This window comes from Chromobacterium subtsugae, assembly GCF_001676875.1.
Taxonomy (GTDB): Bacteria; Pseudomonadota; Gammaproteobacteria; order Burkholderiales; family Chromobacteriaceae; genus Chromobacterium; species Chromobacterium subtsugae.
Genome location: NZ_JYKA01000024.1, coordinates 21,216 through 45,598, shown reverse-complemented (window position 1 = coordinate 45,598; position 24,383 = coordinate 21,216). Strand labels below are relative to the sequence as shown.

Genomic DNA, 24,383 nt, shown 5'->3' with positions numbered 1-24,383 from the left:
AACGGGCAAGCGACGCTTGCCCGTTCAGTATAAGCCTGGATGGCTCAGCCGACGATCAGCACTGGGCGTCCACCGACGCCAGCGCCACCATGTTGACGATGCGGCGCACCGAGGCGATAGGCGTGAGGATGTGCACCGGCTTGGCCATGCCCATCAGGATCGGGCCGATGGTCACGCCGTCGGACGCCGACACGCGCAGCAGGTTGTAGCTGATGTTGGCGGCTTCCACGTTCGGCATGATCAACAGGTTGGCCGAGCCCTTCAGCGTGGAGTCCGGCAGCGCCTGCTGGCGGATGCTTTCCACCAGCGCGGCGTCGCCCTGCATCTCGCCGTCGATTTCCAGTTCCGGCTGCGCTTCGCGGATCAGGTCGAAGGCGGCGCGCATCTTCTGCGCCGACGGCGTGTTCAGCGCGCCGAAGCTGGAGTTGGACAGCAGCGCGGCCTTCGGCTGGATGCCGAAGCGCTTGATCGACTCGGACGCCATCTTGGTGATGGAGGCCAGCTGTTCCGCGCTCGGCTCGGCGTTGACGTAGGTGTCGGTGATGAAGATGTTGCCGGTCGGCAGGATCAGCGCGTTCATCGCGCCGGCCACCTTGTCTTCGTTGGCGTAGCCGAGCACGTTCTCCAGAATGTCGAAGTGCTGGCGGTACGGGCCGTAGGTGCCGCAGATCAGCGCGTCGGCGTCGCCGCGGCGCACCATCATCGCGCCGATCAGCGTGGTGTTGCCGATCACGCGGCGGCGCGCCTGCTCCTGCGACACGCCCTTGCGCTTCGTCAGCTGGTAGTAGTCTTTCCAGTACTCGGTGAAGCGCGGGTCGGATTCGTTGTTGACCAGCTCGAAGTCGACGCCCGGGCGCATCTTCAGGCCCAGTTTCTCGATGCGCTTCTCGATCACGCTGGGGCGGCCCACCAGGATCGGCTTGGCCAGGCCTTGGGTGACGATCTCCTGGGTGGCGTGCAGCACGCGCTCGTCTTCGCCCTCGGTCAGGACCACGCGCTTCGGGTCTTTCTTGGCCTGGGAGAACACCGGCTTCATGAACAGGTTGGTCTTGTAGACGAACTGCGCCAGCTGGTCGGCGTAGGCGTCGAAGTCCTGGATCGGGCGGGTGGCGACGCCGGACTCCATCGCGGCCTTGGCCACGGCCGGGGCGATCTTGACGATCAGGCGCGGGTCGAACGGCTTCGGAATCACGTATTCCGGGCCGAAGGACAGCTCCTGGTCGCCGTAGGCGGTGGCGACCACGTCGTTCTGTTCGGCCATCGCCAGGTCGGCGATCGCGCGCACGGTGGCCAGCTTCATCTCTTCATTGATGGTGGTGGCGCCCACGTCCAGCGCGCCGCGGAAGATGAAGGGGAAGCACAACACGTTGTTGACCTGGTTCGGGAAGTCCGAACGGCCGGTGCCGATGATGGCGTCCGGACGCACTTCCTTCACCAGCGGCGGCAGGATTTCCGGTTCCGGATTGGCCATCGCCAGGATCAACGGGTCGCGGGCCATGGACTTGACCATGTCTTGCGACACCAGGCGCGGGCCGGACAGGCCCATGAAGATGTCGGAGCCGACCATCGCGTCGGCCAGCTTGCGCCAGCCGTTGTCCTTGATGGCGTAGCGCAGCTTGGACTCGTCCAGCTTCTCGTCGCGGCCGACGAAGACCACGCCCTTGGAGTCGCAGATGGTGATGTTTTCGCGCTTCACGCCCAGGGCCACCAGCAGGTCCAGGCAGGCGATGGCGGCGGCGCCGGCGCCGGAGGCCACCACGCGCACTTCGCCGATTTCCTTCTTCACCAGGCGCAGGCCGTTCAGGACGGCGGCGGCGGCGACGATGGCGGTGCCGTGCTGGTCGTCGTGGAACACCGGAATGCCCATGCGCTCGCGGCACTTCTTCTCGATGTAGAAGCACTCCGGCGCCTTGATGTCTTCCAGGTTGATGCCGCCGAAGGTCGGCTCCAGCGAGCAGATGATGTCCACCAGCTTGTCAGGGTCCAGCTCGTTGACTTCGATGTCGAACACATCGATGCCGGCGAATTTCTTGAACAGCACGCCCTTGCCTTCCATCACCGGCTTGCTGGCCAGCGCGCCGATGTTGCCCAGGCCCAGCACCGCGGTGCCGTTGGAGATCACCGCCACCAGGTTGCCGCGGGCGGTGTACTTGTAGGCGTTGAGCGGGTCTTCGACGATGGCGTCGCAGGGAGCGGCCACGCCGGGGGAGTAGGCCAGCGCCAGATCGCGCTGGGTGGTCAGCGGCTTGGTCGGCGCGACCTGGATCTTACCCGGGGTTGGGAACTGGTGAAATTCCAGCGCGCTTTGGCGCAGTTGCTCGTCCATTCGCAGGCTCCTGATTGAGAGATGTTCTTTTGTTGGATGTAAGGGAGATTTAGCCTCGCATTATAAGACTTAAGCCAGATGCGGGCTATGCCGTGTCAGACAAAAAACGCGATGGGCGAGCCCATCGCGTCGGCATGTTTTCTATGCTGGGATTTCAATTCATCATGCCCAGCGCCCGCGGCAGCCACAGCGAGATTTCCGGGATGAATGTGACCGCCAGCAGGAAGCCCAGCATGGTCAGCAGCCACGGCCACACCGCCACCGTCAATTCGGTGATCCCCATCTTGGTGATCCCCGACGCCACGTAAAGGTTCAATCCCACCGGCGGGTGGCACATGCCCACTTCCATGTTCACCGCGATCAGGATGCCGAAGTGCACCGGGTTGACCCCCAGCTTCACCGCCACCGGGTACAGGATGGGCGCCATGATCAGCACGATGGCCGACGGGTCCATGAAGTTGCCCGCCGCCAGCAGCAGGATGTTGGTCAGCAGCAGGAAGGCGACGACGCCGAAGCCCTGGCTGGCCATCCACGCCGCCATGCTTTGCGGAATCTGCTCGGAAGCCATCAGAAAGGAGAACAGCACCGCGTTGGTGATGATGTAGAGCAGCATCGAACTCATCGACGCGGCGTTGACCAGCACCTTGGGCACGTCCTTCAGCCCCATGTCCTTGTAGACGAACACCGCGATCACGAAGGCGTACACCGCCGCCATCGCCGCCGCTTCGGTGGGGGTGAAGATGCCGGTGTAGATGCCGCCTATCACCAGCACCATCAGCAGCAGGCCCCACACGCAGTCGCGGAAGGCTTCCCAGCGCTCCTTCCAGCTGGCGCGCGGCAGGCGCGGGTAGTCGAACTTCTTCGCCCGATACCAGGTGGTGAGGCCCAAGAGCGCCGACAGGCACAGGCCGGGCAGCACGCCGGCCATGAACAGCTGGCCGACCGAGGCGGTGGACACGCTCATGCCGTTGGGGCCGGTGACGTCCATGCCGGCGGTGGCGATGCTGAACATCACCAGGTTGATCGACGGCGGGAACAGGATGCCCAGCGCGCCGGAGGTGGTGATGACGCCGGCGCCGAAGCGGGCCGGGTAGCCCTGTTTCAGCATCGCCGGCAGGATGATCGAGCCGACCGCCACCACGGTGGCTACCGAAGAGCCGGTGATGGCGGCGAACAGCGCGCAAGACACCACGCCGGCGAGGCCGAGGCCGCCGTACCAGTGGCCGACCAGGGTGGTGGCGAAGCGTATCATCCGCCGCGCCACGCCCCCGTGCATCAGGAAATTGCCGGCCAGGATGAAGAACGGGATCGCCATGATCTCGAACTTCTCGATGCCGGTGAACAGCTTCAGCGCGACGGAGGTGATCGGCACCTCGGTCATCGTGAACAAAAAGGTGAGTACGGTCAGGCCCAGCGAGATGGAGATCGGCATGCCGGTCAGCATCAGCGCCATCAACAGGCCGAAGATGATCAGCGCGCTCATGGCCGGCCTCCTTGCTTGTCATGCGGGTGAAGATTGTCCAGCGCCGGGTCGCCTTCGATGCCGTCGACGTGGCCGTGGTCGTGTTTGGGCAGCGCGCCGGTCTTGACGAAGTTCCAGGCCACTTGCAGGAAGCGGAAGCACATCAGGCTGGAGCCGGCGGGAATGGCCAGATAGACCAGCCACATCGGCGCTTCCAGGTCGGGCGAGGTCTGGTCGGTGTGGCCGATCTCCCAGACGAAATTGCCGCCCATCACGGCCACGGTGCCGGTGAACAGCGCGCCGGCCAACAGGCCGAACACGATGAAGCGGCCGCGGGTCTTGTCCGGCAGGCGGTTGATCAGCACGTCGACGCCGACGTGGATGCCGGTGCGCACGCCGTAGGCGGCGCCGAACTTGGCCATCCAGACGAACAGGTAGACGGTGAGTTCCTGCGCCCACGACAGGTTGATGTGGGCGAGGTAGGGTTGCAGGGTGGGAATGCCCGAGCCGTAGCGGTGCAGCACCGCTACGAACGTGATCAGGGTGGCGGCCCCCATCAGACAGGCGATCATCCACTCCTCGAGGTGGTCGAGGAACTTGAGCATGACGATGTTTCCTAAGTGCGGGAAAACGGCCGGACGGCAAGCCGTCCGGCCATGGCGCTGGGCGCGCGGGCTTGCTTACTTGTTGGGGTTGAAGCCGGTTTCTTTATAGATCTGCTTGAGCAGGTCCGGGCCGATGCGGGCCGCCATCTTCTGGTGCACCGGCGCCAGCGCCTTCTTGAACGCTTCGCGCTCTTGCGGGGTGGGGACGTAAACCTTGGTCTTGCCGGACGCCTTGATCGCGGCGACGGCTTTTTCGTTTTCCTGTTTGGCGATCTGATTGGCGTAGACGGTAGCGTCCTGCACCGCACTGTCCAGCTGGCCGCGCACGTCGGCCGGCAGGCCGTCCCAGAACTTCTTGTTGACGATCAGCGCGTAGCCGAGGAAGCCGTGCTGGGTCAGCGTCAGGTTCTTCTGCACCTCGTAGGCCTTGCTGGTGTAGAGGTTGGAGGCTTCCAGCTCGGTGCCGTCCACCACGCCGGTCTGCAGCGCCTGGTATACCTCGGAGAAAGCCATCACCTGCGGCAGCGCGCCCAGCGTGCGCATTTCTTCCTCAAGAACCTTGGACGACTGGATGCGGATCTTCATGCCTTTCAGGTCGGCCGGGGATTTGATCGGCTTGTTGGCGGAGAAATTCTTGAAGCCGTTGTCCCAGTAGGCTAGGCCCTTGATGCCTTTGCTCTCCAACTTGCCCAAGAGCTGCTTGCCGATCGGGCCGTGCATCACCTTGTTGACTTCGTCGTAGCTGTCGAACAGGTAGGGCAGGTCGAACACTTCGAATTCCTTCACGCCCAGCGGGCCGAACTTGGCCAGGCTGGGAGCCAGCATCTGCACCGCGCCCAGCTGCAGCGCTTCCAGCTCTTCCTTGTCCTTGTACAACTGGCTGTTGGGGTAGACCTGCACCTTCACGCGGCCGTGGGTGCGTTGCTCGGCCAGTTTCTTGAAGTATTCGGCGGCCTTGCCCTTGGGGGTGTCCGGCGATACCACGTGGCTGAATTTGATGACGATTTCGCCGGCGGCCTGGGCGAAACCGGACAGGGTGAGGCTGGCGCAGATGGCCAGCGCGGTGTATTTGCGTTTCATGAGAGCGTCTCCAAATAGCTTTGTAGCTTTAGTTATGTATGCGAACCCCGGTTTTGCCGGTGTTATTTTGCATAAAGTAGAAGCTCTAGCCCCGCTCTGCCATTAGGGAATTCCAGCATGCCGTTTTTCACGGCGCGGGCCGGCGGGCTTGTTATCATCCGGCATCTTAACCTTGCAATGTGACGCCCATGTCCGCACCCGACTCCCGCATCCGCCGCGCGCCGCGCCTGCTGTGGCTGAGCGTCAGCCTGGCGCTGATCGCGCTGCTGCTGGCGCTGTGCAGCCTCAGCTACCTGGTGTACCGCGACTGGCGCGACGAGCAGCAGGACAATCTGATCCAGGAGGTGCTGTGGCTGGAGCAATCGCTGCGCATGCATCTGGAAGGCCACCAGGAATGGGCTGACGGCCTGGCGCGGGACATCGCCGCCGGCAAGGTGGACAGCCAGCGCTTCGCCCATCTGGCCGCGTTCTACATGCGGGAAAATCCCGAACTGCTGACGATAGAGCGGGTGGGCGCGAGCAACCAGGTGCAATGGGACCAGCACGGCATCCGCCGCGACCGCCGCAGCCTGGGGCCGGCCGAGTTCGACGGCCTGTGGCGTGCGTCGCGGCTGCTGCGCTCCAGCTACGGCGCACCTTACCAGGGCGCCGACGGCAAATACCGGTTCGACCTGGCGGTGCCGGTGGTGCGCGACGGCCAGCTGCTGGGCGGGCTGCGTTTCTCCTATCAGTTGGACGGGCTGCTTTACCACCAGGTGCCGTGGTGGATCGCCTCCAAGAACTACATCAGTATTCTCGATCTGGGCGGCAAGACGCTGGCGCAGAAATTCGACGCCGCCGAGCGGCCGGGCAATATCTCGCACCAGACCAGCTTCGACCCGCCCGGCTACGGCCTCTACCTGCGCGCGGTGGCCTACCGCAGCGGCTTGGGCCTGACCCTGCCGGTGCTCACCTGCGTGATCGTGCTGCTGTTGCTGACGCTGTGGTACGCGGTGTGGCGCATCCGCCGCCACATGCGCGAGCGCGCCACGGCGGAGCAGAAGCTGGCGCAGGAAGTGTCGCTCAGGCAGGCGATAGAGGATTCGATGAAGAGCGGCCTGGTGGCGATAGGGCTGGAAGGCGAGATCGTCCGCGTCAACCGCGCCTTCTGCGACATGCTGGGCTTCGCGCCGGAAGAGCTGGTGGGCAGCTACCCGCCGCACCCGTTCTGGCCGGCCGATCAGCACGGCGTGCTGGCCGACGCGATGGACGCGGTGCGCGACAACCGCCAACCGGAGCAGGGCTTCGAGCTGGCGCTGATGCGCAAGCGCGGCGACACGCTGGTGGTGCGGCTGTTCGCCACGCCGCTGGTGCGGGAGGACGGCAGCCAGCACGGCTGGATCGCCTCGATGTTCGACATCACCGAACGCCAGCGCCAGCGCAAGGAAATGGACGCTGCCCACCGCCGCTTCCTCACCGTGCTGAACGGCCTGGCCGCCGGCGTCTGCGTGGTGGCGGAAAGCAGCGGCCAGCTGCTGTACGCCAACCCCGGCTTCGCCGAACTATGGCTGGTGGGCGACGCCGACGCGCCGTGCTGCGTGCTGCTGCCCGGCCTGAGGGCCGGCCCGGAAAACGAGGAGTACGGCCAGGAATTCATCGTCGCCGGCGAATGCTGCCTGCTGATCCGCCGTCGCCGCATCGAATGGGTGAACGGCGAAGCGGCCTGGCTGGCGATACTCAGCGACGTGTCCGAAGACCGCCGCCGCGAGGCGCGCGAACAGGCGCAGCAAGACCGTTTCCAGAACACCGCCCGGCTGATCGCGATGGGCGAAATGGCCTCGACGCTGGCGCACGAGCTGAACCAGCCGCTCACCGCCATCCACACTTACGCCGCCGGCGTCAGCCGCCGCCTGCCGGAACAGCTGGAGCTGCCGGCCGGCGTGCGCGACGCCATCCATGCCATCGCCGAACAATCGCGGCGGGCGGCGCAAATCGTCAGCAGCATTCGCGCCTTCGTCAAAAAGCACGAGCCGCAACTGGAGCGGGTGGACCCGGCGCGGGCGGTGGCGCGGGCGCTGAGCCTGGCCGAACCGCTGGCGGCCAAGCACGGCGTCAGCCTGCAGCTGGAGCCGGACCGCCGCGCCTGCCTGCTGGACATGGACCCGGTGCTGATCGAGCAGGTGTTGCTCAACCTGATGAAAAACGCGGTGGAAGCGCTGGTGGAAGCCGACACCCCGCAGCCGTCGGTGCAGCTGCATACCTGCGTGGGCGAAGGCAAATGGCGGGTGGAGGTGGTGGACAACGGCCCCGGTCTCGCCGCCGGCATGCAGGACAACCTGTTCACGCCGTTCTACTCCACCAAGCCGGAAGGGATGGGCATAGGCCTCAACATCTGCCGTTCCATCGTGGAATTCCACCGCGGCGAATTCGGCGCGGTCAGCAGCCCGGCCGGCGGCTGCGTGTTCTGGTTCACGCTGCCGCTGGCGGGCAGGGTGGTTGAATGAAAATGCCATTGTGCTATCATGGCGCAATGGGCCGATAGCTCAGCTGGGAGAGCGCTGCGTTCGCAATGCAGAGGTCGGGAGTTCGATCCTCCTTCGGTCCACCAGAAGTCTTATCTCAGGTATGGCAGTTTGTGACGGGAAGCATAAGTTGGCCGAAACGGCCAGCTTATACTTCCCGTTTCGCGTTTCTAGCCACTCCGCCGTCCAAAATTCATTCCGCTTTTCTCCATCCCTATTCCTTGGAAGTATTGCGCAGCAAGGCTTTCCGCGTTTGAAACGCCGTTCCAGCTCCTGGCCAGCTTATGGTTCCTTGTTGAATTGATTCATGTTCAATGGGGCTGTTGCTGATTGATCTGAGCACGGCCCTTCGTAGTTGTTGCACAGTTCACGTGTAAGGGGGCAACTAGCCAGTTGCCTAGAGCCACGCCGTAGAAGCGGGACTGCCTCCGCGACTTGATCGGTTCGAGAGGGGGGACTCCAATAGAAGACTCGACTTGCCGACAACAGGGGGCAATCTTGCTGTGAGGTGGACTGTCCACGAGGAGCGGGACAGACCAAAACCACTTAGAGCCGCTAACAAAACCCCTTGATGCCAGATAGGCACGACCACATCTAGCGAGGATGAAACGGAAAGTCGTCAGTCAGAAGCTCCGGAAGTCTTTGCAGCCGCTACTTTCTCCACCACCGCGCTCCCGCCGGGGTGGGCGTCCGAGGCTGGATGATTTTGCTGTCGTCAGCGGCATCTTGTTTGTTCTCACCACCGGCATTCCTTGGGAGGATCTCCCGTAGGAACTCGGTTTTGGCAGTGGAATGACTTAATTGGAGAAGGCTGCGGGATTGGCAAGCGCTAGGCGTTTGGGATCGTCTACATCTAGCCCTGCTGATACAACTGCGCCAACACGATCAAATTGATTGGAGCCGGGCCAGCATTGATGGGGCTAGCGTTGCCAACCACCGGGGGGCAAGAGACCGGCCCCAACCCCACCGATCGAGGTAAATGCGGCAGCAAACGGCACATCATCGCAGATCGCCGAGGTTTGCCACTGGCGCTGAGCATTACCGGCGCCAACCGGCATGATTCCATGGTCTTCGAAACTTTGCTTGATGCGATGCCTGAGGTTCCTGGTTTGCCGGGACGGCCCAGACAAAAGCCCTGCAAGTTGCAAGCTGATAAAGGCTACGACTACCGCCGTCGCCGTGAACACCTGAGCCGACGCGGAATTTTGGTGCGAATTGCTCGTCGCGGGGTGGGAAGCAGCGAGAGATTGGGCCGCTACCGTTGGGTGGTGGAACGCCTCCATTCTTGGCTAGCTGGCTCAAGCTGGCTTTCTCATTGATCTGCATGCGATTTATCGACAGGTTTTGTTGGCGGGTCTAAGCGAAAAAAAGCCCGCGCTTGAGCGCGGGCCAATGACGAAAGGGGCTAGGTCAGCGGATCAGTAATCCAGCTCCGCCGGAGCCTTGGCCTTGCTGTCCTGTGCCGCTTCGGCCACGGTGGCGTCGGTGGTCAGGATCAGGCTGGCGATGGACGCGGCGTTTTGCAGCGCGGTGCGGGTCACCTTGGTCGGGTCGATCACGCCCATTTCCACCAGGTCGCCGAACTGGCCGCTGGCGGCGTTGTAGCCGTGGCTGCCCTTGCCTTCCAGCACCTTGTTGACGATGACGGACGGCTCGTCGCCGGCGTTGGCGGCGATGGCGCGCAGCGGCGCTTCCAGCGCGCGCAGCACGATCTGGATGCCGGCGTCCTGGTCGGCGTTGTCGCCTTTCAGCTCGCCGATGTGGGCGCGGGCGCGCAGCAGGGCCACGCCGCCGCCGGCGACGATGCCTTCCTCCACCGCGGCGCGGGTGGCGTGCAGCGCGTCGTCGACGCGGTCTTTCTTCTCTTTCATTTCCACTTCGGTGGCCGCGCCGATGCGGATCACCGCCACGCCGCCGGACAGCTTGGCCACCCGTTCCTGCAGCTTCTCGCGGTCATAGTCGCTGGTGGCGGCATCGATCTGCGCCCGGATGGTTTGCACGCGGGCGTCGATCTTCGCCTTGTCGCCGGCGCCGTCGATGACGGTGGTGTTTTCCTTGCCGATTTCCACGCGCTTGGCGCTGCCCAGCTCGGCCAGGCCGGCTTTTTCCAGCGTCAGGCCGGTTTCCTCGGAAATGACAGTGCCGCCAGTCAGGATGGCGATGTCTTCCAGCATGGCCTTGCGGCGGTCGCCGAAGCCTGGGGCTTTGACCGCGGCCACCTTGAGGATGCCGCGCATGCTGTTCACCACCAGGGTGGCCAGCGCTTCGCCTTCCACGTCTTCGGCGACGATCAGCAGCGGCTTGCCGGCCTTGGCCACTTGCTCCAGCACCGGCAAGAGGTCGCGGATATTGCTGATCTTCTTGTCGTAGAGCAGCACCAGCGGGTCTTCCAGCACAGCGGTCTGTTTTTCCGGATCGGTGATGAAGTAGGGCGACAGGTAGCCGCGGTCGAACTGCATGCCCTCAACCACGGCCAGCTCGTTGTCCAGCGACTTGCCGTCCTCGACGGTGATCACGCCTTCCTTGCCCACTTTGTCCATGGCGTCGGCGATGATCTTGCCGATGGCTTCGTCGGAGTTGGCCGACAGCGCGGCCACCTGGGCGGTTTCCTTGCTGTTGGTCACCGGCTTGGACAGGGTTTGCAGCTCCTTCACCACGGCATGGACGGCTTTGTCGATGCCGCGCTTCAGGTCCATCGGATTCATGCCGGAGGCGACGTACTTCATGCCTTCCTGCACGATGGCCTGGGCCAGCACGGTGGCGGTGGTGGTGCCGTCGCCCGCCACGTCGGCGGTCTTGGACGCCACTTCCTTCACCATCTGTGCGCCCATGTTTTCGAACGGGTCTTTGAGCTCGATTTCCTTGGCGACGGACACGCCGTCCTTGGTGATGTGCGGCGCGCCGAAACTGCGCGCCAGCAGCACGTTGCGGCCTTTCGGCCCCAGGGTGACTTTCACCGCATTGGCCAGCACGTTGACGCCGTTGACGATGCGTTCACGGGCGTTGTCGTGGAAGCGGACTTCTTTCGCAGCCATGGTTTAACTCCTGTGATGAATGGGGAAAATCAAGCAGCCTTGCGGCCGGATTCGGATGCGCCTTCGATCACGCCGAAGACATCCTCTTCGCGCAGCACCAGGTATTCCTGGTCGTCCAGCTTGACGGTCTGGCCGCCATATTTGCCGAACAAGACCAAGTCGCCTACCTGCACTTGCATCGGCAGCAAGGTGCCGTCAGGCAAGCGTTTGCCGGGACCGGCCGCGAGGACTTCGCCTTGTTCGGGTTTTTCCGCGGCGCTATCGGGAATGACGATGCCGGAAGCAGTCTGGCGGACCTTTTCGACCCGCTTGACGATAATCCGGTCGTGCAGAGGACGGATTTGCATATCAATCTCCTGTGCGATTCAGATCATGGGAAACGGTAGGTAAGACCGGCTTGCCGCAGGCGCGAAGATGCCCGCGCTTGCCGGTCAAATTCAGCCTGATGGGCTGACGAATGACGAAATAAGGGCGGGCCAAAAACTTTTCAAGAGGTTTTTTTCAGAAAAAATGCGGCTAAAAAATGACGCGCTCGATGCGGCCGAAACGGTATTCGGTTCGGGCCGCCTTGCCGCCGCGGCAGACGCGCGGCGCCAGCGGGCAAGGGGGCTGGCGTAAGCCATCTTCGCCCAGCGTGTCGTCCTCGGCCAATTCGCGCCACAGCCCGCCATGCACCGGCCGGAACTGCCAGCAAACATAGCCGCGGCGCGCCGCCAGCCGCATCAGCTCCGGGCCGTCGGGCGCCTCGGCTACGACGCTTTCCTGGCCGTCGATGGCAGGCAAGTCGCCAAAAGCCTGGCGGCAGGCAAGCTCCTCGCCGGCGGCGGCGCCCATGGTGTTGCAGCCGCGCCGCTCATCGCGCAGCAGGCTCCAGGCGCCCAGCTGCCAGGCCGCGTCCAGAATCTCCTCCTCCACCCGCGACAGCGCGCTCCATCTGCGCGTCAGCTGCAAGGCCGACGCCGGCACTTGCCGCAGCGAGGCTTGGCCAGCCGGCGCGCGGTCGGCGGCGGCTTTGCCGAAGCCATGCCAATGCAGCATCAGCAGCAGCGGGGTATCGGGGCAGGGGACGGCGCTGAGGCTGACCGCGAACAGCGGCAGGCGCATATGGCGGATCTGGGCGGACAAGGTATCGAACAATTCCATGGCGACACTCCATGACGATGGATGCGAAGACATGCTTAAACGATAAAAACATTGCCGGCGCGAGGCAAGGGCATGCCTCGCCGCCATGGCCAGGCTTTCATTTCCACCCCTGCAGCCATTGGTCCGCGTCGCGCAGCGCCTGCCACGCCATGGTTTGCCGGCGCCGGGTGTAGACCGCCTCCAGCGTCACCGTCTCCACCGCGGCATCCGGCGCCGGCCGGCCCAGCGCCACCACCAGAAAGTGCTTTTCCTTGTCGCGCGGCGCGGCGGCGGTCCACTTGCTGAGCAGCAATTTTTCCGGATTGAGCCGTCTAGTTGCCGCCACGGTCCTGCCTCACCCAGATCAGCTTGTCGGCCGGCACGCCTAGCTTGGCTGCCACCGCCAGCAGCGCCGGCTTGGCGGCGGGGGCGGCTTGTTTATCGCGCGACAGCAGCCACAGATAATCCTTGTCCGGCCCCACCACCACCGCCCAGCGGTAGCCGGGGTCCAGCGCCGCCACATGGTAGCCGCCGTAGAACGGTCCGAAGAACGACACTTTCAGTGAGGCGACATCGGCGGGCCCGTTGAACCAGGCTTTGCCCACCGCTTCGCGCCAGCTGGCGGTCGCCTCGTCAAAACCGCGGTTGACCACGCGGATGCTGCCGTCGGCGTTGCGGCTGTAGTCGGCGCTCACCGCCTGCAGGCCGCGTTCGAAGCGGTGATCGAGGCGGGCGATTTCATACCAGCGGCCCTGGTAGCGTTCCAGTTGGAAGCCCCGCGCCGGGGCGATGCCGGGCGGGGGCGCGGTGTCACAGCCGGTCAGCGGCAGCAGGATCAGGGCGATGAGCGCGAGCGGTTTTTTCAGCATGGTTGTCTCATAGTGAGTCGAGATTGGTTTGCAGCCAGCCGGCGCGCGCGGTTATGGCGGCGCGCTCGGTTTCCGGCAGCTTGTCCAGCTGGCGGTAGACCAGGGCCAGCCGCGGATTGCCGGCCAACTCCGCGCGGTGGCGCTGGAAAAAGTCCCAGTACAAGGCATTGAACGGGCAGGCGTCGGCGCCGACGCGCTGCTTGGGCCGGTAGCGGCAGCCGGCGCAGTAATCGCCCATGCGGCCGATATAGGCGGCGCTGCCGGCGTAAGGCTTGCTGCCCAGCAGCCCGCCGTCGGCGAACTGGCTCATGCCCAGCGTGTTGGGCAGCTCCACCCATTCGAAGGCGTCGATGTAGACGCCCAGATACCATTGGTGCAGCGCTTGCGGCGACAGGCCGGCGATCAGGCCGAAATTGCCTATCACCATCAGCCGCTGGATGTGGTGGGCGTAGGCGTCTTCCAGCGATTGGCCGATGGCGTGGGCGAGGCAGCGCATGCCGGTGTCGCCGTCCCAGAACCAGCGCGGCAGCGGCAGCTGGTGCGCCAGCGCGTTGCTGTCGCGGTAGCCGGGCATTTTGGCCCAATAGACGCCGCGCACGTATTCGCGCCAGCCCAGTATCTGCCGCGTGAAGCCTTCCACCGCGGCCAGCGGCGCGCGGCCCTCCTGCCAGGCGGACACGGCGGCGTCCACTACCTCGCGCGGGTTCAGCATTTTCACATTCAGGGCGAAGGACAGCAGCGAATGGAACAGCCGCCGCGCGCGCGGGCTCATCGCGTCCTGATAGGCGCCGAAGTGCGGCAGCCCATGTTCGACGAAGGCGCGCAGCTGCGCCAGCGCCTCGGCGCGGTTGAGCGGCCAGCGCAGCGCGTCAGCCTGCGGCTGGCCGAAGCTGGCCACCCCGGCGCCGACAATGGTTTGCCACAGCCGGCTGTGGTCATGCTCGGGACGCGCATCGCCTGGTTCGGGCGGATCGCCGGGCCAGCGCTGGCGGTTGTCGGCGTCGAAATTCCAGCGTCCGCCGGCGGGCTCGGCGTTTTCGTCCATCAAAATGCCGTGCTGGCGCCGCAGGTGGCGATATAGGGTCTCCTGCCGCCATTGCCGCCCGCCGAACAACGCCGCCACCTCGCCGCGCGCGGTGTAGAAGTGCTCGCTGTCCGCCATGCGGCAGGGCATGGGCAGGCCGGCCGCCCACTCCGCCAGCTGGCGGTCCAGCCGCCACTCGTCCGGGGCCTGGTACTCCACCGCCGCCGCGCGGTAATGGGCGATCAGCGCGTCCAGATTGCCGGTCAGCGACTGGCGGTTGCTGGCGTCGTTGATCGCGACGTAGCGCACGCGGTGGCCTTGCGCTTTCAATTGGGCGGCGAAGTCGCGCATCGCCGCGAAGATGGCCAGGATTTTTTGCGCGTGGTGGCGCACGTAGTCGGTTTCCTGGCGGATTTCCATCATCACGTGCACCACATTGGCGTCGGGCTCGGCGAACCAGCTGTGGCAGGGATTGAGCTGATCGCCCAGGAGCAGCCGCAAGGTGGTCATGCGGCTTTGCCTTTCTGGCGGCGGCAGCGCTCCGAGCAATACTGCACGGCATCCCAGCTGGCGCGCCATTTCTTGCGCCAGCTCATGGCCCGGCCGCAGCCGGCGCAGGGCTTGGACGGCAGCGCCGCCTTGTTGCCCTTGAAGGTCCGCGCCGCCATCACACCACCTTGAGTTTCTTGCGCAGCCAGGCCACCGGCAGGCCCAGCACCGGTATTTTCTCGAACAGTTCTTCCGCCGCGTCCCAGTAGTCGCGGTGCAGCGCGATCTTGCCGCCGGCGTCGAACTGCAGATGGCTGCCGCCGTGGATATTGACCTTGCGTCCAGCGTAGACAAAGTCGAAATCCCAGGTGATGAAAGCCTGGTCGCCGTCGCGCAGCGCGTGGATGACGGTGAAGCGCGGTTGCTCCAGCGTCTTGAACATGTGGCGGAACACCGCCTGGATGTCGGTGATGCCGCGCGCGTCGTTGAACGGGTCCTTGAAGCGGGCGTCTTCAGCGTAGAAGTGGCCGATATCGGGCAAGGTGTCCGGCGTCAACGTCTGGTACCAGTCAAGCAAAGCCTGCCAGTCGGCTTGGGAGGGGATGCGTTTCATGGTCGAGCCAGCCTCGCGAGCAAGGGCAGCCGCAGCCGGTAAGGCAGCAGCCGCAACAGTTTGAGCCATGCGGTGAAGCGCAGCGGGAAGTGGATTTCAAACGCGCCGCGCGAAAGACCGCGCATGATGCTTTGCGCCGCTTGGCGCGGGGTGAGCAGCGCCGGCATGGAAAAATCGTTCTTGGCGGTGAGCGGGGTGGCGACGAAGCCGGGATTGATCAGATAAACCGCCACCCCGCGCGGCTTGAGCTCGGTATAGAGGATTTCCGCCAGATTGATCAGCGCCGCCTTGCCGGGGCCGTACACCGCCGCGCCCGGCAAGCCGGCGTAGCCGGCCACGCTGGCAATCAGCGCCACGCCGCCGCGCCCTTCCCGCGCCAGCGCCGGCAGTACCACTTCCAGCCCGTGGTAGACCCCCAGCAGATTGGTGTCGAGCAGGCGGCGGGTTTCGTCTGCATGCAGGTCCAGACAGGTCTGCGGACGGTAATCGGCCGCGCAGAACACTACCAGGTCGGGCCGCGCGCCGTTTCGCTCCAGCCGCTCCCAGACGCGCGACCAGGCCGCCGGATCGGTCACATCCAGCGTTTCCACGCGCGCGCCGGCGCGGCCGGCGGCCAGCGCCTGCATCGGCTCGGCGCGGCGCGCCGACAGGATGACCTCGGCGCCGGCGTCCAGCAGTTCGGTAGCCAGCGCGGCGCCGATGCCGCTGGACGCGCCGATCACCCAGACGCGGCGCGCATGCCAGTCGGCGATGGCGGGATTGAGGCGCAGGCTCACGGCCGCGGCTCCGGCTTGCGGAAAAACAGCGTGACTTCGCCCAGGCGGAAACCGAACTTGCTCATCTCGGCGCGGTTGAGCAGGCTGCGCTCGTCCTGCAGGAACATCCAGTCGTCGAACTGCACCTGGTATTCCTTGCCGTCCACCGGCAGCTTCAGCGTGTAGCGCCAGCGCAGCGCGTTGCCGGCAGTCTCGCCCGCGGCCTCGCCCACCACATCGTCGGCCAGGCCGCGCCAGCGTCCTGCGCCCAGCGGCTTGAGCCGCCACACGCGCTGCTGGCGGCTGCCGTCGCTGTAGCGGAAGCGCTCGGTCAACACCAACTCGTCTCCCTGGCGCTCGCCGTCCATGTCCACGGTAAAACGCTTCAGCAGTCGGCCCTGTCTATCCTGGAACATGCCCCAGGCCTCGGTTTTGCCGAGGAAAAACCGGCCGGGGTCCAGCGCGGGACGGTTGGCGGCGTAATCGGCCGCCGACGGTCCGGCGCAACCCGTCAGCAAGGCCAGCAAGGAGGCGAGAGCGGCGCGCGGCATCACGCATGCCTTTGCAGCAGAAATTGCGAAACGCCGATGCGGCCTTCGTCGAAACCGGCTTCGCAGTAGCACAGATACAGCCGCCACAGCCGGATGAAGGCCTCATCGAAGCCCTGGCTGCGGATGGCGGCGAGATTGGCCTCGAAAGCATCGCGCCAGCGGCGCAGGGTTTCCGCGTAGTCGGGGCCGAAATCCAGCCGGCCGCGGCAGGCCAGGCCGCCTTGCCGCGCCGCGCGCAAGAAGCGTTCGCGGCTGGGCAGCATGCCGCCGGGAAAGATGAAGGTCTGGATGAAATCGGCGTTGGCGCGGTATGTTTCGAAGCGCGACTCTTCTATGGTGATGCTCTGAGCCAGCGCCTGGCCGCCCGGCTTCAGGCAGCGGCGCAGGGTGTCGAAATAGCCGCGCCAGTAGCGCTCGCCCACCGCCTCGAACATTTCGATCGACACGATGGCGTCGTACTGGCCGGAGAGGTCGCGGTAGTCGCGGTGCTCCAGTATGGCCAGCGGCTCGTTGGCCAGGCGGCGGCGCGCGAAGTCCAGCTGCGCGTCGGAGATGGTGATGCCGTGCACGGCCACGCCCAAGCGGGCGGCATGCTCGGCGAAGCCGCCCCAGCCGCAGCCGATTTCCAACACCCGCATGCCGGGGCGCAGTTGCAATTGATCGCAGATGCGCTGGTACTTGCGCGCCTGGGCATCGGCCAGGGACAAGCGGTAGTCGCCGTCGAACCAGGCGCTGGAGTAGGTCCAGCCGGGGTCCAGCCACAGCTGGTAAAAATCGTTGCCGATATCGTAATGGGCATGGATGTTGCGCCGGCTGCCGCGGCGGCTGTTGACGCGCAAGAGGTGGCGCAGCCTGTGCCACGCGCGCGCGGCCCAGCGGCCCAATTCGCCCAGCTGCATCGCGTCTTCGTTGCGCAGCGCCAGCCGCAACAGCGCGGTCAGGTCGGGGCTGTCCAGCCAGCCGTCGCGGTATGCCTCGGCAAAGCCTATGTCGTTGCCGGACAGCATGCGGCGGCAGGCGCGCCAGTCGGCTAGCGTCAGCTCGGCGTCGGCCTGCGGCTTGAGCGCGCCGTACCACAGCTCTTCGCCATCTGGCGTGACGATTTTGAGGCTGCCGTGTCGCAGTTTCGACAACAAGGCCAGCAGCGCCCGCCCGGCGGCGGGAATGTCAGGGCGGGACAGGGCGATGGGTTGGCTTGCGCTCATGGTTTCAACTCCTGGCCGCGGCTGAGCGCGGCGGCGGGGGGATGAGGTTTGCGGAAAAAGGGCACGCGTTTGAGCCACAGCCGCAGCGCCTGCCAGTGGATGCGGGCGATGACGCCCAGAGTCAGCAGCGGCTGGCGCAGCAGGGCGCGCGCGGCGGTTCCCGGCGTCAGCGGCGACAGGCGGCCGGAGATGGCGGTGTGCAGCAGCGGCCCGGCGTCGTTGTGGTAGTCGATGCGGACCAGCGCATGGTCTCCGCTTTGATGGAAGCGGAAGCGGTAATGGCCTTCGATGCGGCAAAACGGCGAGACATGCAGCAGTTTGCGGCATGAGAGCTGGCTGGCGGCGGAGATGGGGCCGCCGCCGGTCTGGCTCAACAGATAGCCATGCCTTTCGCCAAAGGTATTGTTCACCTCGGCCAGCACCGCGATCAGTTGACCGGAGGCGTTGTGGCAATGCCAGAAGCTGACCGGGTTGAACACATAGCCGAACACGCGCGGAAAGGTTTGCAGCCAGACCTCGCCGTTGGCGGGCAGGCCGGCTTCCTCCAGCCGCGCGCGTATCCACGGCAAGAGCGGCGAGCCGTCGCGCGGGCCGTAGTCGCGCGTGCGCAGCGACAGCGGCCGCCAGCGGTCCACGCCAAACCAGAAGCCGCGCAGGCTTTCGAGCTTGGCCAGATTCAGCCGCAAGCAGAAAACCGGATAGACGAAGCGATTGGGCGCCGGCCGCAAGCGGCGGTGCATCACCTGCCCGGTCAACAGATAGGCGCCGCTCATTTCTCCAACCTCGCCCAGGCCGGAGCCAGCCCAAAATCCCGCGCCACGCGCAGCGCGGAGTTCAGCCCATCCTCGTGGAAGCCGTAGCCGGTCCAGGCTCCGGCGAACCAGCAGCCGTGGCGGCCCTGAAGGCCGGACAAAGCCTTTTGCGCGGCGATGGCGGCGGCGTCAAACAGCGGATGCTGGTAATGGTAGCGGCCCAGCACCTTGGCCGGATCGGGGGCGCGCGGCGGGTTCAACGTGACTGCCACCGGCGTGGCGACAGGCAGGGGCTGCAGTTGGTTGAGCAGATAGCTGACGCCCACCGCGCGGCTGTCGTCATCGTCGTCCGACAGGAAATTCCAGGCTGACCAGGCCGCTTCGCGGCGGGGCAGCAAAGAGGCATCGGTATGCAGCACCGCCTCATTGGCTTGATAGCGGACGGCGGACAGCATCTTGCGCTCCAAATCATCGGCATCCGCCAGCATGGCCAGGGTTTGCGGCGCATGGGTAGCGAAGACGACGCTGTCGAAAGTCTCTTCGCTGCTGGCGGCAAGCAAGCGCACGCGGCCATCTACCCGGCTGACGCGCAGCACCGGCGTCGACAGCCGGACATCGGCCAGGCTGGCGGCGATTTTCTCGACATACTGCCGGGCGCCGCCCGGCACCGTGCGCCATTGCGGCCGGTCGCGCAGCTGCAGCAGGCCATGGTTCAGGCAGAAGCGCAGGAAAGTCTCGGCCGGGAAGGACAGGATGTCGCGGCAGGGGCTGGACCAGATCGCCGCCGCCATCGGCAGCAGGTAGTGGTGGCGAAAGCGCGCGCCGTATCCGTCCGCGTCCAGCAAGCGCCCCAGGCTTTGCGGGGCCTCGATCGCGCGGCGCAGATTGCGCTCCGCCTCGCGGTTGAAGCGCAGGATGTCGGACAGCATGCCCCAGAAGCCGGGCGACAGCAGATTGCGGCGCTGGACGAACACGCTGTCCAGATCGCGCCCCGCCCACTCCAGCCGGCCCTGGCCCAGCGAGACGCTGAACGACATGTCGCTGGGATGGCTGGGGATGCCTAGCTCCTGAAACAAGGCGATGAGGTTGGGATAGGTGCGATCGTTGAATACCAGGAAGCCGGTATCGACGGCGAAGTCGCGGCCGTCGACCGTGACATCGACGGTGTGGGTATGGCCGCCCAGATAATCGGCGGCTTCGAACAGCGTCACCGCGTGCCGTCGGGAAAGAAAGTAAGCCGTGGCAAGGCCGGCGATGCCGCCGCCTATCACGGCGATGCGTTGTGGCGATGAGGCGTTCACCATGTCGTCCTGTCGCGAGGTAGGAAATCCGCCGGTTGGCAGTGCGCCGGCGCTGCTTTATATTCAGGATAAAACCAATTTGAAAAAAATGCTACTGATCAGTAAAAGGTGTTACCGATGGGTATACTAGGCAGGCTCAGCTTCAAGGATCAGGCTTTCAAGCTGCGCGAGCAGGCGGTGCTCGACGCCACCACGCGGATGCTGGCGAGCAAGGGTTTCGACCTGATGACCATGGACGATGTGGCCGGCGAGGCGGGGATTTCCAAGCCCAGCCTGTACAAGCATTTCAAATCCAAGGATGAGCTGGCGACCGAGGTGATGATCCGCTTGCTGGACGACGCCCAGGATTTTCTGGCGCGGCAGGCGCCGGAGTTGAGCCCGCTTGCCCGCCTGCGCGATCTGCTGGCTTGGGCGCTGGGCATGCGCCTCGCCGGCGGGCTGCCGTTCCTGCCCTCGACCAGTCCGCAGGTGCGCGCCATGCTGACGCGCAGCCTGCGTTACGTCAGCCGGGCGATCAAGCTGCACAAAATGCTGCAGGGCATCGTCGAGCAGGCCAAGCGGCAGGGAGAGCTAAGGGCGGATATGCCGACTGACGTGATCCTGTACAGCTACTACTCCCGGACCTGCGATCCGGCGGTGGAGTACTTGCGCGTCTATGGGAAATACCAGGACGAAGACATCGTCAGGCATATGCTGCGAGTCTGTTTCGACGGCATGGCGGACGATCATCGCCGCGATGACGGAGAGTCGTGAGGCCGCGGATCAGAGGGGGCCTGCGGTGTCTGATCGGCCGCCGACATGAGTAGCAGATGGTTCCCTATTGAAGAGTGCGGTACTTGTCAGGGGGACTGGGTGATACGCGGGGCTGCTGTTCGGCCAATGCGGGCTGTCATCCCATGTGTCCTGAACGTCTGCTCAGATTCACATGCCGGCCATTTCGCTGTCGCCGGCATCGAACGTCAGCTTTCTTCCCCTTTGGGGCGCGCAGGGGCGTGTTACCATCTGCGCCGTGCCGTTTTTATTGCTTTGCGGCATGCGGCGGCGCGCCGCTGCCGCTGCACCATTGTCATGATGCGGCCAACGTTGGCCACTTTTCTGTCGTCTTCCCGCCTTGTCGCCGGTCGCGGCGTAACCTTTTTTCTGCCGCCGCACGGCGCCTCCCATGATCATTCTGAAAAACGTGGCCTTGCGCCGCGGCACCAAAGTCCTGCTCGACAACGCGTCGGTGACGCTCAATCCCGGTGAGAAAGTCGGCCTGGTCGGCCGCAACGGCGCCGGCAAATCCTCGCTGTTCGCGGTGCTGAACGGCTCGCTGCACGAAGACGGCGGCGATGTGTCGATCCCATCGCAGTGGCGCATGTCGCAGGTGGCGCAGGACATGCCGGAAACGGCGCAGATGGCGACCGAGTTTGTGGTCGAAGGCGATACCACCCTGCTCGCCGCGCAGCAGGAGGTGGCCGAGGCCGAGGCCGGCGAAGACTACATGCGCATGGCGCACGCCTATACCGCGCTCAACGATGCCGGCGCCCACGACGCGCCGGCACGGGCGCAGGCGCTGATTCTCGGGTTGGGTTTCAGCGTCGCCGAGCTGCAGCAGCCGGTGAACAGCTTTTCCGGCGGCTGGCGCATGCGGCTGCAACTGGCGCGCGCGCTGATGTGTCCGTCCGACCTGCTGCTGCTGGACGAGCCGACCAACCACCTGGATCTGGACGCGCTGGTATGGCTGGAAGCGTGGTTGAAGCAGTACGCCGGCACCATGGTGGTGATCAGCCATGACCGCGAATTCCTCGATGCCGTCACCAACGTGACGCTACACGTCGACAATGCCAAGCTGGTGCGCTACGGCGGCAATTACAGCAAGTTCGAGGACATGCGCGCCGAACAGCTGGTCCTGCAGCAGGCGGCGCAGGCCAAGCAGCAGGAAAAGATGGCGCACCTGCAGAAGTTCATCGATCGCTTCAAGGCCAAGGCCAGCAAGGCCAAGCAGGCGCAGAGCCGTGTCAAGGCGCTGGAGCGGATGGAGAAGATCGCGCCGGTGCTGGCCGATGCCGAGTTCCAGTTCGAATTCAAAGAGCCGCAGAGCCTGCCGAACTCGATGCTGTCGATGACCGGCGCGGCGTTCGGCTATCCGGCGCCGGAGGGCGCGCCGGAAGGCACGCCGCCGACGGTGATCGTGCGCAACGTGAACCGCACCGTGCTGGCCGGGCAGCGCATCGGCATTCTCGGCGCCAACGGCCAGGGCAAGTCGACGCTGGTGAAAACCGTGGCCGAGGCGCTGCAGGCGGTCGGCGGCGAGATCATTCGCGGCAAGGGGCTCAATATCGGCTACTTCTCGCAGCAGGAGCTGGACGTGCTGCGGCCGGAGGACGATCCGCTGCAGCACATGTTCCGTCTGGCGCGCGACACCCCGGCGGCGATGCGGCCGCCGGCCAACGATTGCCGCGAGCAGGGGCTGCGCAATTTCCTGGGCACTTTCAACTTCAGCGGCGACATGGTGAAGCAGCCGGTCGGCAGCATGAGCGGCGGCGAGAAGGCGCGGCTGGTGCTGTGCATGATCGTGTGGCAGCGGCCCAACCTGCTGCTGCTGGATGAACCGACCAACCATCTGGACCTCGCCACCCGCGAGGCGCTGAGCGTGGCGCTGAACGAGTTCGAAGGCTCGGTGATGCTGGTCAGCCACGACCGGGCGTTGCTGCGCGCGGTGTGCGATGAATTCTGGATGGTGTCGCGCGGCGGGGTCAGCGATTTTTCGGGCGATCTGGACGATTACCAGGTCTACCTGCTGGAAGAGGCCAAGCGCCGGCGAGAAGAGGCGGCCGGCAAGCGTTGAGCCGGCCCGTCCGCGCGTGGCCACCTTGCGGCCAAGCATAGGGAGGTGCCGGGGCAGCCCAATGATAGCTTCCAACCCACTGCTACTGGCTGAACAGCAGTCCTGGTCTGCCCTGGCTGGCGCTCATTGAGCCAGCGGCGGCGTGCGCGGCGGGATCATGCGCTTGTTGCCGGTGGCTTCAAAGGCGCCGGCGAAGCGCAGCAGCGCGTTGTCATCATAGGCGCGCCCGGCGAAAGTCAGCCCCACAGGCATGCCGATATCCGCCATCACCCCCATCGGCACGGTAACCGTGGGGACGCCAAGATGGCGGATGGCGAGGTTGCCATTGGCTACCCAGATGCCATTGCTCCAGGCGATGTCGGCGGAGCGCGGATTGACGTCCGCATCAGCCGGGCCGACGTCGGCCACGGTGGGGAACAGCACCGCGTCCAGCTTCAGCGCATCCATCCAGTCTTCCAGATCCAGCTTGCGGGTCTTTTCCAGACCGCGCAGACCATCCGGCACGCTTGCAATCTGGTCATAGGGCTTGAGGCCCCGCTTGGCCATGTTGACGTATTCGTCCATGCCTGCGGCCAGATCCCCTTCCCGGTTGGGCAAGGTGCCAGGATCGTGCGGGAAGATCTTCGGACCATCCACGTCGGCCAGTTTGTTGAGCTTGGGGTCGCCGTTGGCGCGCAGGAACTCGTCGAAAGCCCAGCCGGACAGCTCCCACAGCTCGTCATTGAGGAACTCAGGCGAGACGATGCCGCGGTTGAATACGGTGGGCGCGCCGGGACGATCGCCTTCGCAGTTGGAAACCAGCGGAAAATCCACTTCGATGACTTCCGCTCCGGCGGCTTCCAGCGCCTGGCGCGCGGCTTCCCAGAGGTCGATCACCGACGCGCGGGTATGGATGCGCTGGCCGGTCGGGCCGCCGATGCCGGGCTTCTCGCTGGTGCCGGCGAGCTCGTCCTTGTTGATGTACATGCGCGGTATGCCAAAGCGCTTGCCTTTAAGCATGTCGGGCTGGGCCAGCAGGCCGGAATAGGAATCCGGCCGGACCTCGGAGGCTTTGGGAATCTTTACCCAGGGCTGCAGGCGCCATAGGTCGCCGCGGCTGATCGGGTCGTCCGCGACGATGACGTCGAGCACTTCGAGCAAGTCCGCCATGGTGCGGGCGTAGGGCACGACCACGTCCATGGTCGGCGTCAGCGGCCAGTTGCCGCGCACCGAGATGACCCCGCGAGACGGCGTATAGGCGCACAGGCCATTGTTCGAGGCCGGGCCGCGGCCGCTCGACCAGGTTTCCTCCGCCATGCCGAAGGCGGCGAAGCTGGCGGCCGTAGCGGTGCCGGCGCCATTGGAAGAGCCGGAGGCGAACGGCGCCGTCAGGTAGTCGGCGTTGTAGGGGCTTTCGGCGCGGCCGTAGCAGCCGCGCTGCATGCCGCCGTTGGCCATGGGCGGCATATTGGTCTTGCCCAGGCAGATGGCGCCGGCTGCGCGCAGGCGCGCGATGGTGAAGGCATCGTGTTGGGCCACCAGATCCTTGAACGCCGGGCTGCCGGAAGCGGCGGTCAGCCCCTTCACCAGATAGCTGTCCTTGGCGGTGTAGGGGATGCCGTCCAGCGGGCTCAGCGTTTCGCCACGGGCGCGACGGGCATCGGATGCCTCGGCTTCCTGGATCGCATCCGGATTGCGCACCACCACCGCATTGAGCCTGGTCTCCGTCGCGGGGCCATCGTAGGCCGCTATCCGCGCCAGATAGGCCTTGACCAGTTCCACCGCTGTTGTACGCCCGGATTCGAGCGCCGCGCGCAGTTCGGCAATGGATAGTTCGGTAACCTCGATCATGCTACTACCTCCACTCAAAAGACGGATTTCACG

At 65.2% G+C, this 24,383-nt stretch carries 22 protein-coding genes, 1 tRNA gene and 1 pseudogene; 5 read left to right on the top strand and 19 right to left on the bottom strand.

The annotated features are described in order from the left end of the window. Positions 1 to 55: 55 nt before the first annotated feature. The 4 genes from MY55_RS20340 to MY55_RS20325 form a co-directional block, all read right to left on the bottom strand. Positions 56 to 2,326 (bottom strand): NADP-dependent malic enzyme, encoded by a 2,271-nt coding sequence (locus MY55_RS20340; RefSeq protein WP_043577113.1) that lies wholly within the window; start codon positions 2,324 to 2,326, stop codon positions 56 to 58. Between the two features lie 154 nt (positions 2,327 to 2,480). Continuing rightward, a complete protein-coding gene (locus MY55_RS20335) occupies positions 2,481 to 3,809 on the bottom strand; it encodes a TRAP transporter large permease (RefSeq protein ID WP_043577116.1) in 1,329 nt (442 codons plus the stop codon). Further along, complete coding sequence (locus MY55_RS20330) at positions 3,806 to 4,393, bottom strand: TRAP transporter small permease (RefSeq protein ID WP_043577119.1); 588 nt, start codon at positions 4,391 to 4,393, stop codon at positions 3,806 to 3,808. Before MY55_RS20330 ends, MY55_RS20335 begins: the two co-directional genes overlap by 4 nt. Positions 4,394 to 4,468: 75 nt before the next feature. After that, on the bottom strand, positions 4,469 to 5,473 hold the full coding sequence (locus MY55_RS20325) for a TRAP transporter substrate-binding protein (RefSeq protein ID WP_065202939.1): 1,005 nt from the start codon (positions 5,471 to 5,473) through the stop codon (positions 4,469 to 4,471). Between the two features lie 188 nt (positions 5,474 to 5,661). Here MY55_RS20325 and MY55_RS20320 point away from each other — a divergent pair, with 188 nt between their 5' ends. The 3 genes and pseudogenes from MY55_RS20320 (at position 5,662) to MY55_RS22910 (ending at position 9,334) form a co-directional block, all read left to right on the top strand. Further along, positions 5,662 to 7,956 carry a PAS domain-containing sensor histidine kinase gene (locus tag MY55_RS20320; RefSeq protein WP_065202938.1) on the top strand — a complete coding sequence of 765 codons (2,295 nt, stop codon included), beginning with the start codon at positions 5,662 to 5,664 and terminating at the stop codon, positions 7,954 to 7,956. Between the two features lie 28 nt (positions 7,957 to 7,984). Next, positions 7,985 to 8,060: transfer RNA gene (locus MY55_RS20315), tRNA-Ala, on the top strand. Positions 8,061 to 8,577: 517 nt separating this feature from the next. Continuing rightward, a pseudogene (locus MY55_RS22910) lies at positions 8,578 to 9,334 on the top strand (IS5 family transposase). A 58-nt stretch (positions 9,335 to 9,392) separates the two neighbouring features. Here MY55_RS22910 and groL read toward each other — a convergent pair. The 13 genes from groL to MY55_RS20255 all read right to left on the bottom strand — a co-directional run bounded on the left by groL (position 9,393) and on the right by MY55_RS20255 (position 19,693). Next, positions 9,393 to 11,009 carry a chaperonin GroEL gene (gene groL / locus MY55_RS20310; protein WP_065202937.1) on the bottom strand — a complete coding sequence of 539 codons (1,617 nt, stop codon included), beginning with the start codon at positions 11,007 to 11,009 and terminating at the stop codon, positions 9,393 to 9,395. 29 nt (positions 11,010 to 11,038) lie between these two features. Next, the gene (locus MY55_RS20305; RefSeq protein WP_047238958.1) at positions 11,039 to 11,356 is read right to left on the bottom strand and encodes a co-chaperone GroES; all 318 of its coding nucleotides are present in this window, start codon (positions 11,354 to 11,356) and stop codon (positions 11,039 to 11,041) included. A gap of 169 nt (positions 11,357 to 11,525) precedes the next feature. Beyond that, entirely contained in the window at positions 11,526 to 12,152 is a 627-nt protein-coding gene (locus MY55_RS20300) for a diguanylate cyclase (RefSeq protein WP_065202936.1), read from the bottom strand. A gap of 97 nt (positions 12,153 to 12,249) precedes the next feature. Beyond that, entirely contained in the window at positions 12,250 to 12,477 is a 228-nt protein-coding gene (locus MY55_RS20295) for a TIGR02450 family Trp-rich protein (RefSeq protein WP_043581086.1), read from the bottom strand. Further along, on the bottom strand, positions 12,464 to 13,000 hold the full coding sequence (locus tag MY55_RS20290) for a lipocalin family protein (RefSeq protein ID WP_047258542.1): 537 nt from the start codon (positions 12,998 to 13,000) through the stop codon (positions 12,464 to 12,466). Before MY55_RS20290 ends, MY55_RS20295 begins: the two co-directional genes overlap by 14 nt. A 7-nt stretch (positions 13,001 to 13,007) precedes the next feature. Next, a complete protein-coding gene (locus MY55_RS20285; protein ID WP_099049675.1) occupies positions 13,008 to 14,534 on the bottom strand; it encodes a cryptochrome/photolyase family protein in 1,527 nt (508 codons plus the stop codon). Continuing rightward, the gene (locus MY55_RS24320; protein ID WP_080770358.1) at positions 14,531 to 14,692 is read right to left on the bottom strand and encodes a DUF2256 domain-containing protein; all 162 of its coding nucleotides are present in this window, start codon (positions 14,690 to 14,692) and stop codon (positions 14,531 to 14,533) included. Before MY55_RS24320 ends, MY55_RS20285 begins: the two co-directional genes overlap by 4 nt. Next, positions 14,692 to 15,126, bottom strand: coding sequence for a nuclear transport factor 2 family protein (locus MY55_RS20280; RefSeq protein WP_047258540.1), 435 nt, complete (start codon positions 15,124 to 15,126; stop codon positions 14,692 to 14,694). Before MY55_RS20280 ends, MY55_RS24320 begins: the two co-directional genes overlap by 1 nt. Further along, entirely contained in the window at positions 15,123 to 15,902 is a 780-nt protein-coding gene (locus MY55_RS20275; RefSeq protein WP_047258539.1) for an SDR family NAD(P)-dependent oxidoreductase, read from the bottom strand. The genes MY55_RS20280 and MY55_RS20275 overlap by 4 nt, the downstream gene beginning before the upstream one ends. Beyond that, a complete protein-coding gene (locus MY55_RS20270; protein ID WP_043581074.1) occupies positions 15,899 to 16,432 on the bottom strand; it encodes a DUF3833 domain-containing protein in 534 nt (177 codons plus the stop codon). The genes MY55_RS20275 and MY55_RS20270 overlap by 4 nt, the downstream gene beginning before the upstream one ends. Next, positions 16,432 to 17,637 (bottom strand): SAM-dependent methyltransferase, encoded by a 1,206-nt coding sequence (locus tag MY55_RS20265; protein ID WP_047237631.1) that lies wholly within the window; start codon positions 17,635 to 17,637, stop codon positions 16,432 to 16,434. The genes MY55_RS20270 and MY55_RS20265 overlap by 1 nt, the downstream gene beginning before the upstream one ends. Continuing rightward, positions 17,634 to 18,410, bottom strand: a complete 777-nt coding sequence (locus MY55_RS20260; RefSeq protein ID WP_047258538.1) for a DUF1365 domain-containing protein — start codon at positions 18,408 to 18,410, stop codon at positions 17,634 to 17,636. Before MY55_RS20260 ends, MY55_RS20265 begins: the two co-directional genes overlap by 4 nt. Beyond that, entirely contained in the window at positions 18,407 to 19,693 is a 1,287-nt protein-coding gene (locus MY55_RS20255) for an NAD(P)/FAD-dependent oxidoreductase (RefSeq protein WP_065202934.1), read from the bottom strand. The genes MY55_RS20260 and MY55_RS20255 overlap by 4 nt, the downstream gene beginning before the upstream one ends. A gap of 114 nt (positions 19,694 to 19,807) precedes the next feature. Between MY55_RS20255 and MY55_RS20250 the strand changes: the two genes are divergently transcribed. Beyond that, positions 19,808 to 20,443, top strand: coding sequence for a TetR/AcrR family transcriptional regulator (locus MY55_RS20250; protein WP_043581067.1), 636 nt, complete (start codon positions 19,808 to 19,810; stop codon positions 20,441 to 20,443). Positions 20,444 to 20,611: 168 nt separating this feature from the next. On the opposite strand, the gene MY55_RS23895 is transcribed toward MY55_RS20250, so the two are convergent. Then, the gene (locus MY55_RS23895) at positions 20,612 to 20,854 is read right to left on the bottom strand and encodes a hypothetical protein (RefSeq protein ID WP_146008368.1); all 243 of its coding nucleotides are present in this window, start codon (positions 20,852 to 20,854) and stop codon (positions 20,612 to 20,614) included. Here MY55_RS23895 and MY55_RS20245 point away from each other — a divergent pair. Next, the gene (locus tag MY55_RS20245) at positions 20,853 to 22,520 is read left to right on the top strand and encodes an ABC-F family ATP-binding cassette domain-containing protein (protein WP_065202933.1); all 1,668 of its coding nucleotides are present in this window, start codon (positions 20,853 to 20,855) and stop codon (positions 22,518 to 22,520) included. The two genes, MY55_RS23895 and MY55_RS20245, sit on opposite strands and share 2 nt — an antisense overlap. Before the next feature lie 123 nt (positions 22,521 to 22,643). Here the strand turns inward: MY55_RS20245 and MY55_RS20240 are convergent, their stop codons facing one another. Next, positions 22,644 to 24,350, bottom strand: coding sequence for an amidase (locus MY55_RS20240; RefSeq protein ID WP_065202932.1), 1,707 nt, complete (start codon positions 24,348 to 24,350; stop codon positions 22,644 to 22,646). Between the last annotated feature and the right edge of the window lie 33 nt (positions 24,351 to 24,383).

What these genes read in the sequence shown, in the direction of transcription:
- MY55_RS20340 (WP_043577113.1), bottom strand. Translation starts at nt 2,326, where the DNA reads ATGGACGAGCAACTGCGCCAAAGCGCGCTGGAATTTCACCAGTTCCCA.
- MY55_RS20335 (WP_043577116.1), bottom strand. Translation starts at nt 3,809, where the DNA reads ATGAGCGCGCTGATCATCTTCGGCCTGTTGATGGCGCTGATGCTGACC.
- MY55_RS20330 (WP_043577119.1), bottom strand. Translation starts at nt 4,393, where the DNA reads ATGCTCAAGTTCCTCGACCACCTCGAGGAGTGGATGATCGCCTGTCTG.
- MY55_RS20325 (WP_065202939.1), bottom strand. Translation starts at nt 5,473, where the DNA reads ATGAAACGCAAATACACCGCGCTGGCCATCTGCGCCAGCCTCACCCTG.
- MY55_RS20320 (WP_065202938.1), top strand. Translation starts at nt 5,662, where the DNA reads ATGTCCGCACCCGACTCCCGCATCCGCCGCGCGCCGCGCCTGCTGTGG.
- groL (WP_065202937.1), bottom strand. Translation starts at nt 11,009, where the DNA reads ATGGCTGCGAAAGAAGTCCGCTTCCACGACAACGCCCGTGAACGCATC.
- MY55_RS20305 (WP_047238958.1), bottom strand. Translation starts at nt 11,356, where the DNA reads ATGCAAATCCGTCCTCTGCACGACCGGATTATCGTCAAGCGGGTCGAA.
- MY55_RS20300 (WP_065202936.1), bottom strand. Translation starts at nt 12,152, where the DNA reads ATGGAATTGTTCGATACCTTGTCCGCCCAGATCCGCCATATGCGCCTG.
- MY55_RS20290 (WP_047258542.1), bottom strand. Translation starts at nt 13,000, where the DNA reads ATGCTGAAAAAACCGCTCGCGCTCATCGCCCTGATCCTGCTGCCGCTG.
- MY55_RS20285 (WP_099049675.1), bottom strand. Translation starts at nt 14,534, where the DNA reads ATGACCACCTTGCGGCTGCTCCTGGGCGATCAGCTCAATCCCTGCCAC.
- MY55_RS24320 (WP_080770358.1), bottom strand. Translation starts at nt 14,692, where the DNA reads ATGGCGGCGCGGACCTTCAAGGGCAACAAGGCGGCGCTGCCGTCCAAG.
- MY55_RS20280 (WP_047258540.1), bottom strand. Translation starts at nt 15,126, where the DNA reads ATGAAACGCATCCCCTCCCAAGCCGACTGGCAGGCTTTGCTTGACTGG.
- MY55_RS20270 (WP_043581074.1), bottom strand. Translation starts at nt 16,432, where the DNA reads ATGCCGCGCGCCGCTCTCGCCTCCTTGCTGGCCTTGCTGACGGGTTGC.
- MY55_RS20265 (WP_047237631.1), bottom strand. Translation starts at nt 17,637, where the DNA reads ATGAGCGCAAGCCAACCCATCGCCCTGTCCCGCCCTGACATTCCCGCC.
- MY55_RS20260 (WP_047258538.1), bottom strand. Translation starts at nt 18,410, where the DNA reads ATGAGCGGCGCCTATCTGTTGACCGGGCAGGTGATGCACCGCCGCTTG.
- MY55_RS20255 (WP_065202934.1), bottom strand. Translation starts at nt 19,693, where the DNA reads ATGGTGAACGCCTCATCGCCACAACGCATCGCCGTGATAGGCGGCGGC.
- MY55_RS20250 (WP_043581067.1), top strand. Translation starts at nt 19,808, where the DNA reads ATGGGTATACTAGGCAGGCTCAGCTTCAAGGATCAGGCTTTCAAGCTG.
- MY55_RS20245 (WP_065202933.1), top strand. Translation starts at nt 20,853, where the DNA reads ATGATCATTCTGAAAAACGTGGCCTTGCGCCGCGGCACCAAAGTCCTG.
- MY55_RS23895 (WP_146008368.1), bottom strand. Translation starts at nt 20,854, where the DNA reads ATGGGAGGCGCCGTGCGGCGGCAGAAAAAAGGTTACGCCGCGACCGGC.
- MY55_RS20240 (WP_065202932.1), bottom strand. Translation starts at nt 24,350, where the DNA reads ATGATCGAGGTTACCGAACTATCCATTGCCGAACTGCGCGCGGCGCTC.